Raw genomic sequence first — 13,688 nt, 5'->3', positions numbered from 1 at the left:
CCGGCCAACCCGGGCGCCCCCCGGGCCGGGGCGCGGTACCCCCCCCCCAACACCCCCCGGCCCGCCGATCCCCCCCCCCCCGACGCGGCCCCCCACCACCCCCCCGGCGCCCGGGGGGTCCCAGGTGTGAGTGGCGGCGCCGTCCCGGACCTCCCGGGCGGAGGTGGCGCTGGCACCATCACGGGATGAGAGCCACCCCCCTCGTCCTGGACCTCGAACTGTGCGGCGGCCGTTGGGACGGCCACCGCAAGCGGGTCCACGCCACCGCCCCGCCGCCCGCCCTGCGGATGGTGCTGCGCGCCGAACTGCCCGTCGTGGAGGACGGCGAGTACTGGCCGACCACCAGCGTCTACCGGCTGGAGCGGCGGGGCTGCGGGCTGCGGTACCGCCACTCGCACGACGAGTGAGCGCTCCGCCGCCGGGCGCTCCGGCGGGCGGGCGAGCTGGAGGACGGGCGCTCCGGCGGGCGGGCCTCAGCCCCGCCCGATGTACGGCATCGCCGTCGCCATCACGGTGGCGAACTGCACGTTGGCCTCCAGCGGCAGCGCCGCCATGTGCCGCACGGTGCGGGCCACGTCCGCCACGTCCATGGTCGGCTCGGGCGCGATCCGGCCGTCCGCCTGCCGCACCCCGGCGCTCATCGCGGCCGTCATGTCGGTCGCCGCGTTGCCGATGTCGATCTGGCCGCAGGCGATCCGGTACGGGCGGCCGTCCAGCGAGAGCGACTTGGTCAGGCCGGTGACCGCGTGCTTGGTCGCGGTGTAGGCGATCGACTGCGGGCGCGGGACGTGCGCGGAGATCGAGCCGTTGTTGATGATCCGGCCGCCCTGCGGGGACTGCGCCCGCATCTGCCGGAAGGCGGCCCGGGCGCAGAGGAAGGCGCCGGTCAGGTTGAGGTCGACCACCGCCCGCCAGTCCTCGACCGCCAGCTCGTCCACCGGGACGGCCGGGCCGAAGGTCCCCGCGTTGTTGAAGAGCAGGTCCACCCGGCCGTGGTGTCCGACGGCCGTCGCGAACAGCGCGTCCACCGCGGCCGGGTCGGTGACGTCGGTCGGCACCACGTCGGCGGGCAGCACGCCCCGGGGGAAGGCCGCGGCCGTCGCGTGCAGCTGCTCGGCCCGGCGCCCGGCCAGCACCAGCCGCCAGCCGGCCGCGGCCAGCTCCACCGCGACGGCCCGGCCGACCCCGCTCCCGGCTCCGGTGACGACGGCGATCTGCTCCAGCATGGCGCTCTCCTCGGTGGCTCGACGGCTCGACGGCTCGGTGGCTCGGTGGCTCGGTACCGGTACGGTCACACTCTTCCCGGATCCGGTCGAAGAGGGTGCCGGAGCGATCGTTCCGGATGTGCGGGCCACCGTCACTGGGCAAAGCGTCCAAAACCCGGACGGCCGGACGGGCCGGTGCCCGTGCTCCCCGCCGGGCGGCCCCCGCCGTCCGGCGGGCGCGGTGAAGACCTTTACCTGATCGCGAACAAACATTGGATTTCCGGTGGCCACCTCGCAACCGGCCCGCCCCGGGCCACGTCATAAGATCGCAGGGAGGTGCCCTTCCGCGACGGACGGCGCACCACCGCTCCGGGGACCGCACAGCGCCCGCGCCCCCGGGCCTGTCCGGCCCCACCGGGGGGCCGCCGCCCGGTCAGACGGACCGGGCGCGACATCGGTCGGAGAGTCCTCACCGTGCTTAGGCAGTCGTCCCGTTCCCGTGCCGTCCTGACCGGCGCCGCCGTGCTCACCCTGGCCGCCTCGCTCGCGGCCTGCGGAGGGTCCGACGGCGGGAAGGGGAACGGTTCCTCGGCCGACGGCACCCCGGCGGCGACCACCGGCACGGGCGGCGCGAGCGCCACGGGCAGCGCCGTCCCCGGGACGCCCACCGCCGACCAGCCCACCCCGGGCAACGGGAAGGTGCTGATGCCGACCGGCCCGGCCGCCAGCCTCAACAAGGTCCGGGACACCGGCGCCGGCCCGATCATGATGACCAAGGTGACCGGCGCGAAGTCCGGCGTCACCGGCCAGGTCTGGGTCTGGCTGCCGCCCGAGTACAACGACCCCAAGTTCGCCAAGACCGGCTTCCCGGTGCTGACCCTCTACGCGGGCGGCCAGAGCAACGGCTACAACACCTGGACCGACAACCAGCTGCCGATCCAGGAGGCGGACGAGCAGCTGGCCAAGCAGGGCAAGGCCCACCCGTTCATCATGATCATGCCGGTGCAGAACTTCAACAGCGACGAGAAGAACGCGCTGGACTGCTCCGACATCCCGGGCCAGCCGAAGATGGGCACCTGGATGGCCGAGGACATCCCGGCCTGGGTCCGCGCCAACTTCCGCACCTTGAAGGGGCGCGACAGCTGGGGCGTGATGGGCGCCTCCACCGGCGGCTTCTGCAGCGCCAAGATGGCCCTCCAGTACCCGGACGTCTACAAGGCCGCCGTGCCGATCGACGGCTACTTCGTCCCGGACTCCGGGCTGTGGAAGGGCCACGACGCCGAGAAGGCGGCCAACAACCCCAACCTCCTCATCACCCAGGGCAAGGCTGACGTGAAGATGTACGTCACCGCCGGCGGGGCCAACGGCTACGAGAAGGACCTGGTCAAGAGCTGGGTGGCCAAGGCCGTCGCCCCGGTGACCATCCAGTACTACGAGCAGCCCGGCGGCAAGCACCTGACCTCGGACTTCAAGAAGATGATCCCGGACACCCTGCAGTGGCTCAGCGCCAACCTGGAGGGCCCGGCCTCGGAGTGATCCGGGCCCCGGGAGGGGGCGGCCGCAGCAGCCGCCCCCGCCCCCGCGCAGGCCCGTGACCTGCGCGTCAATCGGACATTGATTCGCTTCTGATCGACTGCGAGCACCTTGGATGGGGCGGTCCTCACCGGCCGCCTCCTCCGTCCTCACCAGCCGTGAAGAGAGTGCCATGCCGATCCACCTGCTGCCCCCGCCCGCCGTCTCCGTCCCCGCCCAGGCGGTGCCCGGAGTCGACCCCCGGGAGGCGTACGGGCCGGCCACGGACGAGGAGCCGGTCACCGTCCGGTTCGCCGGCCTGCGGCTGGTGCACGCGGCCCTGCGCCGCGACCTCGCGCGGCTGCCCAACGCGCTGCGGCTGCTCCAGCCCGAGGAGGAGGACAAGGGCGAGGCCGTGCTGCGGCACTGGACCTTCATGACCGCCATGCTGACCTGCCACCACGAGCAGCAGGACACCCGGATCTGGCCGATCGTGCGGCGCTTCGCGCCCGAGCTGCGCCTGCTGCTGAACTGGCTGGAGGCCGACCACCACAACCTGGACCACTCCTTCACCCGGGTCACCACGCTGGTCCGGATCGCCAGCCGGGACACCGGCAGCGCCTGGCCGGTCGCCTACGCGATGGAGGACCTCGCCGCCCGGCTGGAGACCCACCTGCGGATCGAGGAGCGGCAGCTGCTGCCCCGGATGGAGCGGGTGGTGGCCGACAGCTCCCGGCTCGGCGGCCTGGCCGAACTGCTCGACCTGCTGCGCGGGGCCGACGGCCCGGGCACGGCGGACGCGCTGGCCTGGCTGCTGGACGGGGTCGACCCGGTGCTGGTCGAGCGGCTGCTGGCCGAGTGCGACGACGACGTGGCCCGCAACTGGCCGCACTGGCAGGCGACCTACCAGCGCTGCACCGCGCCGCTGTGGGGGGCGGCGGGCGAGGGCGTGGCCGGCGGCGGCCTGGGGAGCCTGGTCGACTGAGCGCCGGTCCTTTCGCGGGCCGTTGATCTACGCGCGTGGCACGTGCCGGAGACATATGACCGGCGCGCGGCCGACTCGCGTCGGAGCCGTTGTCGAGCCCTTGCCGAGCCGCTGCCGAGCTACTGCCCGATGCTCGGCCGACGTCCTCAACTCCCTTGTCCCCCTAGGGGATTCGACCCATCCGTCTCGGGGTCGAGGCGGTCCCCGCCCCGGGGTTGCGACCGGGGGAGGCGTACCGCCGGCGGTCGATGGCGCCCGGCCCGGCACCCCCTACCGTCGGAGCCATGACCTCAGCCCGCAGCACACCCACCGCACCCCGTACCCGCGGCCGTGTTCCTACCCGCGCCCATGGCCGCCTGCTGCCCGCCGTCCGTCGCCCGGCCCTGCTCGTCTCGGCCGCCGTCCTGACCCTGGGCGCCGGACTGACCGCCTGCGAGGGCGGCGTCGCCCTCTGCCTCGACGACAACAGCTGCACCCTGTCCGTCCGGACCGACGGCGCCGACGCCTCCAAGACCGTCAAGGTCTTCGGCGGTGACCACCCGTTGGACATGACCGTCGGCCGCATCACCGACAAGAACGCCGAAGTGACGATCGGCGGCGACAAGAAGACCGTCGACAAGGACAGCGAGTCGACCGTGGGCGGGGTCAAGGTGACCCTGCGCAAGGCGGACAAGGGCGACCACTACGCCGAACTCCACGTCAACCGCTGACCGTTCCGCCGCAGCGCTCCCCGGCGCGCGGCCGCTCCTGCCCCTACTCCGGCAGGCGGTTGAGCCACTCCAGCGGAGCGACCCGGATCGCCGTGTGCGGCGAGCCGTCCCACTCCACCGGAAGGCCGACCGTCTCCACCGCGGCCACCACGGCCCGGCCGATCTCCACCGTCCGCTGCTCCGCCGCCCCGCCCGACTCCTCCCCGCCCGACTCCGCTCCGTCCGACTCCTCCCCGGTGCGGAAGCCGCCGTAGCGCAGCATCAGCCCGCGCCCGGCCGCGGCCGCCTCGGTGTCCTGCTGGTGGAAGAAGACGAAGCCCCGCGAGTCCTCGTCCGCCTCGCCGCCGATCTCCGCGTAGCCGCAGGCGGCGCAACAGGTGAAGTCCATCGCCGCGACGATGCCCTGGTCCTCCAGGAGGTCGAAGGCCCGCTCCAGCCGGTCCACGTCCGTGAACTCCGGCCAGTGGGCCTGCTCGGCGAGCCGTTCCTCCCACAGCGGAGCGACGATCCGCTCCGCCTCCTCCTGCGTCAGCCCCTGGTCGTCGAGGACCTCGACCAGGGACTCGGCTATCTCGTCCGGCTCCTGGAAGCCGCACCGGATCAACTCGCCTGCCCGTTCCTGGGCTTCGAGCAGTACGTCGGAGGTGAGCGCGGTGTCCCGGGTCATGCCCGCATCCTGGGTCATGTCCGCATCCTGGCACCCGGCACTGACAATTCCGGGCCGAGGCCGGCACCCGTGCGCTACCGTCCGGCGGTGACCTCTCTGCTGCAACCCCCGCTGATCACCCGGCTGCTGGCCGCCGAGCGGATTCTGATCGCCGGCGCCGGCGGGGGTTTCGACGTCTACGCCGGACTCCCGATCGCCCTGGCCCTGCGGGCGGCCGGCAAGGACGTGCACCTGGCCAACCTCTCCTTCACCCACCTCTACGGGCTGCCCGGCGAGGTCTGGCACCAGCCCGACGTGGCCAGGATCGGGCCCGACACCCCCGCCCCCGAAGGCTACTTCCCGGAACGCACGCTGGCCCGCTGGCTGCGGCTGCACGGGATGCCCGACACCGTGTGGGCCTTCCCGACCGTGGGCGTCAGACTGCTCCGCGAGGCCTACCGCACCCTGGTCGCCCACCTGGACGTGGACGCGATCCTGCTGGTGGACGGCGGCACCGACATCCTGATGCGCGGCGACGAGACGGGACTCGGCACGCCCGAGGAGGACATGGCGAGCCTGGCCGCCGTGGCGGGCCTGTCGGAGGTGCCGGAACGGCTGGTCGCCTGCCTGGGCTTCGGCATCGACGCCCACCACGGCGTCAACCACGCCCTGGTGCTGGAGAACCTCGCGGCGATCGACCGGGCCGGCGGCTACCTCGGCGCCTTCTCCATCCCGCGCGGCAGCCGGGAGGGCGCGCTCTACCTGGACGCCGTCGAGCACGCCCGGGCCGCCTTCCCGGAGCACCCCAGCATCGTCAACGGCTCGGTGGCGGCCGCGCTGCGCGGCGAGTTCGGCGACGTGCAGTTCACCGAGCGGACCAAGGGCGGGCAGCTCTTCGTCAATCCGCTGATGACGCTCTACTTCGGCGTCACGGTCGAGGCGCTGGCCGCCGAGAACCGCTACCTGGACCGGCTGGAGCACACCGTGCTGACCCGCCAGATCTCCACCCTCATCGAGGAGTTCCGGGACGAGCTGCCCAGCCGACGGCCGCCCCGGCAGTTCCCGCACTGACCCCGACGGTCGGGGAGCGGGTGTGGGGCGCGGCGTGTGGGGGACGCGGGGTGTGGGGGCGCGGCTTCCGGCGACTCAGTGCGGTGCGAGCCGGAACTCCAGGTTCCCGAACCGCACCTGGTCGCCCGGCCGTACCGGGATCCCGCCCGCGATCCGCCGCCCGTTCACATGGGTGCCGTTGGTCGACCCGAGGTCGTACAGCACCCAACCGCCGTTCTCGTGCCGCAACTCGGCGTGGTTCCGGGAGACCGAGGCGTCGTGCAGCCGCAGCCCCGAGCCGGGGATCCGGCCGATCGTCAGCAGTCCCGCCCCGGCCTGCGGCAGGCTCAGCCCGGGCAGACGCTCGGTGCGCCAGGCCCGGTTCAGCCGGGCGCCGAAGGCGGAGGCCCGGCCGACCGTCCGCAGGACGAAGCGCTCGACCGGCCCGCCGGTGGGCAGCCCGGCCACCGCGGCGTCCAACTCGTCGCGGCTGGTGGCCTGGAGGACGATGTCCATCCGGCCGAGGAAGGTGTCGTGCGACAGCCGGCCGCTACCCGCACCGTCCCTGAGCAGCCCGAGCGCCTGGTCCCGTTCGGCGTCGGAGGGCCGGACGGCGCCGGTGGGGAGCTCAGGCTGCGTCATGGCCCGATTGTCGGTTCGACCGGCTTCGACTGTCCAGATCGCGCGCGGTTCCGGCGCATGGTTCGTACCTCACTGAGCGACAGACGCCCGCTCCACCTGCACGGTTCCCGCCGGGTCGGGTGCCTCCGGCCCGCTCGGTCGGGCCGTCAGCCCTTCCGGGCAGCGGCCAGGATCTTCTCCGTGGTGTGCAGGAACCGGGAGGTCACCGCGCCCCGGTACGACTTACCGAACATCTCCTTGGTGACCCACTTGCCGTCCTGGAGGTGGACCACCACGTACGCCGCGCCCGGATCGGTGCCCAGCACCTCGAAGTCGCCCTTCGGCGAGCGGTGCGGCCCGGAGAGCTCGGCCGGCAGCGGCTCGGAGAGGAAGGCGATCACCAGCCGGACGTCCGGGGTGACCTCGACGCCCCGGAACGGCTCGGCGGCGAGCAGCGAGGCCACCTCGTCGACCGTCCGCAGCAGCACCGGCACCGGGTAGCCGAGCGCCTGCTCCAGGTGCGCCTCGATCCGCGCGGTCAGCGCGGCCCGGTCGGGCTCGTCGGTCCGGAAGAAGACGTTGCCGGTCTGGATGTACGAGCGGACGTCCGCCAGCCCCAGCTCGGTGAAGAGCGCCCGCAGCCGCTCCATCTTCACCGTGCGGCCGCCGACGTTGATGGCGCGCAGGAACGCGATGTACCGGGTGGAGGCGTTCGAGGTGGTCACCCTGCCAGTCTGGCACCGCCCACCGACAACGCCCGCCCACCGACAACGCCCGCCCACCGACAACGCCCGCCCACCGACAACGCCCGCCCACCGCACCCCCTCGCGCGCGCGGCACCGTTCGTACCCGGCGGTTGTCGGTGCCGGGTGCCAGACTGGCGCCATGGCTACCTGGCAGGATTTCGAGCACGAGGCACCCGAACTCGCGGCCCTGGTACGGGCCCGGTTCGACGCCAACAAGCACCACGTCCTGGCGACGCTGCGCAAGGACGGCTCACCCCGGGTGAGCGGGTCGGAGGTCGACTTCGTCGGGGCCGACGCCTGGCTCGGGTCGATGTACGGCGCGGTCAAGGCACGCGACCTCCAGCGGGACGCGCGGTTCGCGCTGCACGCCCACCCGGGCGACGAGACCATGGCCGGCGGGGACTCCAAGCTCTCCGGCCGCGCGGTGGAGGTCACCGACGAGAACGAGCTCGCCGCCTTCGCGGCCGACCTGCCGGAGCCGCCGCCCACCCCGTTCCACCTCTTCCGGCTGGATCTCCAGCAGGTGGTGCACACCAGCCTGGACGGCGACGCCCTGTGGGTCCTCAACTGGCACCCGGGCCGGCCGGTGGAGCGGACCCAGCTCCACTGACCGATCGGCCCGGAACGCCCACGGCAGGTCGGAACGCCTACGGCAGAACGGACTTGAGCGCCTCGGGAGTCCGGGCCACGACGGCGTGCCCGTCGTCCGCGGTGATGATCGGGCGCTGGATCAGCACGGGATGCTCGGCCATCGCCGCGATCCAGCGCGCCCGCTCGCCCGCCTCCCGGGGCCACCCCTTCATCCCCAGCTCCTTGGCGACCGGCTCGTCGGTGCGGGTGATGTCCCACGGCTCCAGGCCCAGGCGCTCCAGCACCTGCTCCAGCTCGGCCGCGGTCGGCGGGTCCTCCAGGTAGCGCCGCACGGTGTACTTCGCCCCGGCGGCGTTCAGCTCGTTGAGCGCCGAGCGGCACTTGCCACACCGCGGATTGATCCAGATCTCCATGCCGACCAGCCTATCCGCGCTGCCGCCCGGCCCCGGACCCGTCGCCGCCGGCCCGGGGCCCGGTCCGTCTCCGGTCCGTCTCCGAGTCCGGCGCCGCCGGGTCCGTCGGCGGCGGGAACTCCGCCGTGCCCGCCCGCTGTTCACGAACCAGGAACCAGCACGTCGGAGGGGAGCACCAGATGGACGGCGCCGCGATCATCGAGCAGCTGATGACCACGGAGGTCAGGACCGATCCGTACCCGCTCTACGCCAGGGCGCACGAGCTCGGCCCGGTGGCCCCGGCCGGGGACGGCATGTTCGTGGTGAGCGGCTACGCGGCGGTCGACAAGGTGCTCCGCACGCCCGCCTTCGGCGTCGCGACCGCCGAGATGACGGCCGGCCTCGCCCCGGAGTTCGCCGCGCACTCCTCGCTCGCCCTGTTCGGCCGCTCGATCCTCCAGCGCAACGCCCCCGACCAGCCCCGGGTCCGCTCGCTGATCGCCTCGGTGTTCACCGCCCGCCGGGTCGCCGCCCTGCGCCCCGCGGTGGAGGCGGCGATCGGCCGGCTGCTGGACGGGATGGCCGAGCAGGGGGCGGACGGCTCCCCGGTGGACTTCATGGACGCCTTCGCCTTCCGGCTGCCGGTCGGGGTGATCTGCGAGCTGCTCGGCGTGCCCGAGCGGGACCGCTACCGCTTCCGCGACCTCGCCTCCGACCTGACCGTCGCCCTGGAGGTCACCCAGGACTTCGACGAGCTGGGCGCCGCCGACCGGGCCGCCGACGAGCTGTCCGACTACTTCACCGCGCTGATCGCCGAACGGCTGGCCCGCCCGCAGGACGACCTGGTCAGCGACCTGGCCCGGGTCGCCGTCGAGGACGGCGGACGGCTGTCCGGCACCGAACTGCTGGCCAACCTGGTGCTGCTGCTGGTGGCCGGCTTCGAGACCACCACCAACCTCCTCGGCAACGGCCTCGCCCTGCTGTTCCGCCATCCCGAGGTGGCCGCCGGACTGCGCAGCGGCGCGGTCACCCCGGCCGGGTTCACCGACGAGGTGCTGCGCTTCGACTCCCCGGTCCAGGCCACCGCACGGGTCGCCCTGGAGGAGGGCCTGTCGGTCGAGGGCCTGCCCGTCCCGGCCGGCAGCGGGCTGACCCTGCTGATCGGCGCGGCCAACCACGACCCGGCCCGGTACGAGCGGCCGGCGGTGTTCGACCCGTCGCGCACGGACAGCCAGCCGCTCAGCTTCGGTGGCGGCACCCACTTCTGCCTGGGCTCCCAGCTGGCCCGGCTGGAGGGCGAGCTCGCGGTGCCCGCCCTGCTGGACCGTTTCCCCGGGCTCGCCCAGGGCGGCGCCCCGACCCGGCGTGACCGCCTGGTGCTGCGCGGTTACGAGACGCTGCCGGTGACCCTCCGCTGACCGCGCCCTTGCCCCCCACTCCCGGTCCTCTCCCGGCCCGGCGCGGTCCACGCGCCGGAACCCGGGACGTCGGCCATTCGTGACGGGGGCGTCCGTGGGGGAGCATGGAGGGACCAATCCTGTCATTCCTGGCGAATCGCCCAGGTCCGGTCAGCCAGGAGGCCCCCGCCGTGTCCGCCCCCCGCCCGCCGCAGCTCGCGGTCGCGCAGTCCCGGGTGCCGCGCTGGGTGCCCTGGCTGCCGGTGGTCCTGCTGCTCCTGGACCTGGCCACCGAGGCCGTCGTCCCGGACGCGGTGGCGGCCGGCTTCCTGCTCACCGCCCTGCCCGTGGTGGCCGCGTTCAGCTACGGCCCGGTGCTGACCGCCACCACCACGGGCGGTGCGCTGGCCCTCCAGCTGCTGCTGGCCCTGCGCGCGGGCCACGTCAACGAGCAGCACCACGTCTGGGTGTACATCGCCACCGCGCTGTCCGGGGTGATGGGAACAGCCCTGTCCTGGCAGCGCACCCGGCAGAACCGCACCCTCTTGCAGGCCCGCACCGTCGCCGAGACCCTGCAGCGCACGGTGCTGCGGCCGGTGCCGGAGCGGGCCGGCGGCCTGCGGGTCGCCGGACTGTACCGCCCGGCGCAGGCCGAGGTGCTGGTCGGCGGGGACCTCTACGAGGTGTGCGACACCCGCTTCGGCGTCCGGGTGCTGCTCGGGGACGTCCGCGGCAAGGGCCTCGGCGCGGTCCGCACCGTCGCCGACGTGCTCGGCGCCTTCCGGGCGGCCGCCCACGACACCCCGGGCCTGGTCGAGCTCGCCGACCAGCTGGACCGCGCGGTGCTGCGCGACGCGGCCGACCGCGGCGACGACGAGCTGTTCGTCACCGCCGTCCTGCTCCAGTACCGCCCGGGCACCGACTGCGTGGAGTTCGTCAACCGCGGCCACACCACCCCACTGCTGCTGGGCCGGGGCACCATCGCCCCGGTGGCCTGCACCGACGAACTCCCGCTCGGCCTGGGCCACCTCCGCCCCGAGGACGAACCCGCCAAGCCGACGACCGTCGCCCTCCCCCCTGGGCACACCGTCCTGCTCTACACCGACGGCGTCAGCGAGGCCCGCGACTCCACCGGCGCCTTCTACCCCCTCGCCCCGCGCCTGGCCGCCCTGGCCAGCACGGCACCGGACCGAGTGGTCTCCTTCCTGGCCCAGGACGTCCACCAGTACGCCGGCCTCCTCGCCGACGACCTCGCCGTCCTCGCCCTCACCCCCGAATGACCCCGCACCGCCCGGCGCGACGGCCGTGCTGCACGAAACGGGTCCCTGTAGGTCAGCGATCAGCTGACCTACAGGGACCCGCTCACGCCGGGGCCGGGACTCTTACAGGTCGTAGTAGAGCTCGAACTCGTGCGGGTGGGGCCGGAGGGCGATCGGGGCGATCTCGTTGGTGCGCTTGAAGTCGATCCAGGTCTCGATCAGGTCCGGGGTGAAGACGTTGCCCGCCAGGAGGTACTCGTGGTCGGCCTCGAGGGCCTCCAGGACGGCGGGGAGGGAGGAGGGCACCTGGGGGACGTTGGCGTGCTCCTCGGGGGCGAGCTCGTAGAGGTCCTTGTCGACGGGCTCCAGCGGCTCGATCTTGTTGCGGATGCCGTCGAGGCCGGCCATCAGCATGGCGGAGAAGGCCAGGTACGGGTTGGAGGACGGGTCCGGGGCGCGGAACTCGATGCGCTTGGCCTTGGCGTTGGAGCCGGTGATCGGGATGCGGATCGCGGCCGAGCGGTTGCGCTGGGAGTAGACCAGGTTGACGGGCGCCTCGAAGCCGGGGACCAGGCGGTGGTAGGAGTTCACCGACGGGTTGGTGAAGGCCAGCAGCGAGGGGGCGTGCCGGAGCAGGCCGCCGATGTAGTAGCGGGCGGTGTCGGAGAGTCCGGCGTAGCCCTGCTCGTCGTAGAAGAGCGGGGAGCCCTCGGTCCACAGCGACTGGTGGACGTGCATGCCCGAGCCGTTGTCGCCGAAGATCGGCTTCGGCATGAAGGTGGCCGTCTTGCCGTTCCGCCAGGCGACGTTCTTGATGATGTACTTGAACAGCATCAGGTCGTCGGCCGCGTGCAGCAGGGTGTTGAACTTGTAGTTGATCTCCGCCTGGCCGGCGGTGCCGACCTCGTGGTGCTGGCGCTCGACCTCCAGGCCGGACTTGGCCAGCTCCAGGGACATCTCGGCACGCAGGTCGGCGAAGTGGTCGACCGGCGGGGTGGGGAAGTAGCCGCCCTTGTACTTGACCTTGTAGCCGCGCACGTCGCCCTCGGCGGCGCCGCTGTTCCAGGCGCCGGCCTCCGAGTCGATGTGGTAGAAGGACGCGTTGGCGCTGGTGTCGAAGCGTACCGAGTCGAAGACGTAGAACTCGGCCTCGGGCCCGAAGAACGCGGTGTCGGCGATGCCGGAGGAGGCGAGGTAGGCCTCGGCCTTCTTGGCGACGTTGCGCGGGTCGCGGCTGTAGGCCTCGCCGGTGACCGGGTCCTGGATGAAGAAGTTGATGTTGAGGTGCTTCTCGACCCGGAAGGGGTCGAGGCGTGCGGTGGCGAGGTCCGGGACCAGGGCCATGTCGGACTCGTGGATGGCCTGGAAGCCGCGGATCGACGAACCGTCGAACATCAGGGTCTCGGACGGATCGAAGGTCGCCGCGGGTACGGAGAAGTGCTGCATGACGCCCGGCAGATCACAGAAGCGGACATCGACGAACTTCACGTCGTTGTCCTGGATGAACTGCTTCACTTCGGCGGCGTTGTTGAACATCCATCCTCCTCGGCTCGCGAATTGGGCTCACCCTAGGAATGGGTCGTTTCCAGCCGGTGACCCGCTCGTTTCCTAGATGTTAACCGCGACCGCCGAATGGGCGGCAAAGGCCTACGGGACGGGGCAAATCGCCCCGTGGACCTGGGGGTCCTCCGGGAAATGGTCTGGACCACAGGTAAGCCCGGTGAGTGGGATTCACCCGGTCGTGGAGCTGCCCGGTTCGAACCCGGTCCGAGGTCGGCCACGGGGTCGGTTCGGGGCCGGGACCGCGCCCCGCCGGGAGGGGAGCCGGTGCCGGTCCGCGGCGTGAGCCCGGTTAGTGTGGATTCGTGGACACCAGAGAAGCGTTGGGATCGTGGATCGACGGCCCCAAGGCGGCCGCCGAGAAGATGGGCGCCGACTTCGGCTACCGCGGCGAGCGCCTCGGACTGCCCAAGGAGGGCCCCGGCTCGATCGCCGGCCCCGGCCGACGGATCGGCGCCGTGTTCGTGGACGGCTGGCTGGTCTCGCTGGTCTCCTTCGGCCTGCTCGCCAAGGGCGACACGGCCGAGGCCAACCTGTGGACCCTCCCGCTCTTCTTCCTGGTCGCGGTCCTGCTGCTCTCCACCACCGGCACCACCCTCGGCAAGCGGCTGTTCGGCCTCCGGGTGATCCGCCTGGACGGGCGCCGCGCCACCATCCCGCAGGTCCTGCTGCGCACCGTGCTGCTGTGCCTGGTGGTGCCGCCGCTGGTCTGGGACCGCGACACCCGGGGACTGCACGACAAGGCCGTCGGCACCGTCGAGGTCCGGATCTAGCGGAGGTTCGGCGCCGGCGGAGCCCCGGAGCCCGAGAACCCCGGAGCCCGAGAACCCCGGAGCCCGAGAACCCCGGAGCCCCAGGAAGTCGGCGAGAAGCCGGAAAGCAGTCGGAGAGAAGCCGGAAACGTCGAACGGCCCCCCCCCCCCCGCGGCCCCGGGGGGGGGGGCCCCCGTTGGGGGGGCGGGGGGGGGGCCGGGGCGGGGGCCCCAGGGGGCAGCCGGGCCCCCGGGGGCGGGT

15 protein-coding genes are annotated in these 13,688 nt (G+C 73.0%); 9 read left to right on the top strand and 6 right to left on the bottom strand.

The genetic code is table 11. The features are described from left to right. The first annotated feature begins 185 nt into the window (after nucleotides 1-185). Nucleotides 186-407, top strand: a complete 222-nt coding sequence (locus ACFWXO_RS07760) for a hypothetical protein (protein WP_375892623.1) — start codon at nucleotides 186-188, stop codon at nucleotides 405-407. A gap of 66 nt (nucleotides 408-473) precedes the next feature. Here ACFWXO_RS07760 and ACFWXO_RS07755 read toward each other — a convergent pair whose 3' ends face one another. Further along, nucleotides 474-1,226 carry an SDR family oxidoreductase gene (locus ACFWXO_RS07755; protein ID WP_380403726.1) on the bottom strand — a complete coding sequence of 251 codons (753 nt, stop codon included), beginning with the start codon at nucleotides 1,224-1,226 and terminating at the stop codon, nucleotides 474-476. A gap of 453 nt (nucleotides 1,227-1,679) precedes the next feature. Between ACFWXO_RS07755 and ACFWXO_RS07750 the strand changes: the two genes are divergently transcribed. The 3 genes from ACFWXO_RS07750 to ACFWXO_RS07740 all read left to right on the top strand — a co-directional run bounded on the left by ACFWXO_RS07750 (nucleotide 1,680) and on the right by ACFWXO_RS07740 (nucleotide 4,412). After that, entirely contained in the window at nucleotides 1,680-2,741 is a 1,062-nt protein-coding gene (locus tag ACFWXO_RS07750) for an alpha/beta hydrolase (protein ID WP_375892620.1), read from the top strand. A 169-nt stretch (nucleotides 2,742-2,910) separates the two neighbouring features. After that, nucleotides 2,911-3,702, top strand: coding sequence for a hemerythrin domain-containing protein (locus tag ACFWXO_RS07745; protein ID WP_380522752.1), 792 nt, complete (start codon nucleotides 2,911-2,913; stop codon nucleotides 3,700-3,702). A 284-nt stretch (nucleotides 3,703-3,986) separates the two neighbouring features. Then, nucleotides 3,987-4,412: a hypothetical protein gene (locus ACFWXO_RS07740; RefSeq protein WP_380522751.1), complete on the top strand. Its 426-nt coding sequence runs from the start codon at nucleotides 3,987-3,989 to the stop codon at nucleotides 4,410-4,412. 43 nt (nucleotides 4,413-4,455) lie between these two features. Here ACFWXO_RS07740 and ACFWXO_RS07735 read toward each other — a convergent pair whose 3' ends face one another. Beyond that, entirely contained in the window at nucleotides 4,456-5,097 is a 642-nt protein-coding gene (locus tag ACFWXO_RS07735; RefSeq protein ID WP_380403718.1) for a DUF6891 domain-containing protein, read from the bottom strand. Between the two features lie 69 nt (nucleotides 5,098-5,166). On the opposite strand from ACFWXO_RS07735, the gene ACFWXO_RS07730 reads away from it, so the two are divergent. After that, entirely contained in the window at nucleotides 5,167-6,129 is a 963-nt protein-coding gene (locus ACFWXO_RS07730; RefSeq protein ID WP_380522750.1) for a DUF1152 domain-containing protein, read from the top strand. 75 nt (nucleotides 6,130-6,204) lie between these two features. Here the strand turns inward: ACFWXO_RS07730 and ACFWXO_RS07725 are convergent, their stop codons facing one another. Then, nucleotides 6,205-6,750 carry an FHA domain-containing protein gene (locus ACFWXO_RS07725; RefSeq protein ID WP_375892613.1) on the bottom strand — a complete coding sequence of 182 codons (546 nt, stop codon included), beginning with the start codon at nucleotides 6,748-6,750 and terminating at the stop codon, nucleotides 6,205-6,207. A 146-nt stretch (nucleotides 6,751-6,896) separates the two neighbouring features. Continuing rightward, entirely contained in the window at nucleotides 6,897-7,454 is a 558-nt protein-coding gene (locus tag ACFWXO_RS07720; protein ID WP_380522749.1) for a DUF1697 domain-containing protein, read from the bottom strand. A gap of 160 nt (nucleotides 7,455-7,614) precedes the next feature. Between ACFWXO_RS07720 and ACFWXO_RS07715 the strand changes: the two genes are divergently transcribed. Further along, nucleotides 7,615-8,085 (top strand): pyridoxamine 5'-phosphate oxidase family protein, encoded by a 471-nt coding sequence (locus tag ACFWXO_RS07715; RefSeq protein WP_375892610.1) that lies wholly within the window; start codon nucleotides 7,615-7,617, stop codon nucleotides 8,083-8,085. A 37-nt stretch (nucleotides 8,086-8,122) separates the two neighbouring features. Here ACFWXO_RS07715 and ACFWXO_RS07710 read toward each other — a convergent pair whose 3' ends face one another. Then, on the bottom strand, nucleotides 8,123-8,479 hold the full coding sequence (locus tag ACFWXO_RS07710) for an arsenate reductase family protein (RefSeq protein ID WP_375892608.1): 357 nt from the start codon (nucleotides 8,477-8,479) through the stop codon (nucleotides 8,123-8,125). Nucleotides 8,480-8,658: 179 nt separating this feature from the next. Between ACFWXO_RS07710 and ACFWXO_RS07705 the strand changes: the two genes are divergently transcribed. Both ACFWXO_RS07705 and ACFWXO_RS07700 read left to right on the top strand, forming a co-directional pair. After that, complete coding sequence (locus tag ACFWXO_RS07705; RefSeq protein WP_380522748.1) at nucleotides 8,659-9,876, top strand: cytochrome P450; 1,218 nt, start codon at nucleotides 8,659-8,661, stop codon at nucleotides 9,874-9,876. A 170-nt stretch (nucleotides 9,877-10,046) separates the two neighbouring features. After that, entirely contained in the window at nucleotides 10,047-11,135 is a 1,089-nt protein-coding gene (locus tag ACFWXO_RS07700; RefSeq protein WP_375892604.1) for a PP2C family protein-serine/threonine phosphatase, read from the top strand. 102 nt (nucleotides 11,136-11,237) lie between these two features. Here the strand turns inward: ACFWXO_RS07700 and glnA are convergent, their stop codons facing one another. Beyond that, complete coding sequence (gene glnA / locus ACFWXO_RS07695) at nucleotides 11,238-12,650, bottom strand: type I glutamate--ammonia ligase (RefSeq protein ID WP_375892603.1); 1,413 nt, start codon at nucleotides 12,648-12,650, stop codon at nucleotides 11,238-11,240. Between the two features lie 329 nt (nucleotides 12,651-12,979). Here glnA and ACFWXO_RS07690 point away from each other — a divergent pair, with 329 nt between their 5' ends. Beyond that, nucleotides 12,980-13,447: an RDD family protein gene (locus ACFWXO_RS07690; protein ID WP_375892601.1), complete on the top strand. Its 468-nt coding sequence runs from the start codon at nucleotides 12,980-12,982 to the stop codon at nucleotides 13,445-13,447. The last annotated feature ends 241 nt before the right edge of the window (nucleotides 13,448-13,688 follow it).

Origin of the sequence: Kitasatospora sp. NPDC059088 (assembly GCF_042738155.1) — a bacterium.
In the GTDB taxonomy this organism is placed as follows: domain Bacteria; phylum Actinomycetota; class Actinomycetes; order Streptomycetales; family Streptomycetaceae; genus Kitasatospora.
This window is presented reverse-complemented; position numbering and strand designations above follow the sequence as displayed.

Excerpts from the sequence above, each read along its gene's own strand:
- ACFWXO_RS07715 (WP_375892610.1), top strand. The coding sequence starts at position 7,615 with ATGGCTACCTGGCAGGATTTCGAGCACGAGGCACCCGAACTCGCGGCC.
- ACFWXO_RS07725 (WP_375892613.1), bottom strand. The coding sequence starts at position 6,750 with ATGACGCAGCCTGAGCTCCCCACCGGCGCCGTCCGGCCCTCCGACGCC.
- ACFWXO_RS07760 (WP_375892623.1), top strand. The coding sequence starts at position 186 with ATGAGAGCCACCCCCCTCGTCCTGGACCTCGAACTGTGCGGCGGCCGT.
- ACFWXO_RS07755 (WP_380403726.1), bottom strand. The coding sequence starts at position 1,226 with ATGCTGGAGCAGATCGCCGTCGTCACCGGAGCCGGGAGCGGGGTCGGC.
- ACFWXO_RS07705 (WP_380522748.1), top strand. The coding sequence starts at position 8,659 with ATGGACGGCGCCGCGATCATCGAGCAGCTGATGACCACGGAGGTCAGG.
- ACFWXO_RS07745 (WP_380522752.1), top strand. The coding sequence starts at position 2,911 with ATGCCGATCCACCTGCTGCCCCCGCCCGCCGTCTCCGTCCCCGCCCAG.
- ACFWXO_RS07740 (WP_380522751.1), top strand. The coding sequence starts at position 3,987 with ATGACCTCAGCCCGCAGCACACCCACCGCACCCCGTACCCGCGGCCGT.
- ACFWXO_RS07735 (WP_380403718.1), bottom strand. The coding sequence starts at position 5,097 with ATGACCCAGGATGCGGGCATGACCCGGGACACCGCGCTCACCTCCGAC.
- glnA (WP_375892603.1), bottom strand. The coding sequence starts at position 12,650 with ATGTTCAACAACGCCGCCGAAGTGAAGCAGTTCATCCAGGACAACGAC.
- ACFWXO_RS07710 (WP_375892608.1), bottom strand. The coding sequence starts at position 8,479 with ATGGAGATCTGGATCAATCCGCGGTGTGGCAAGTGCCGCTCGGCGCTC.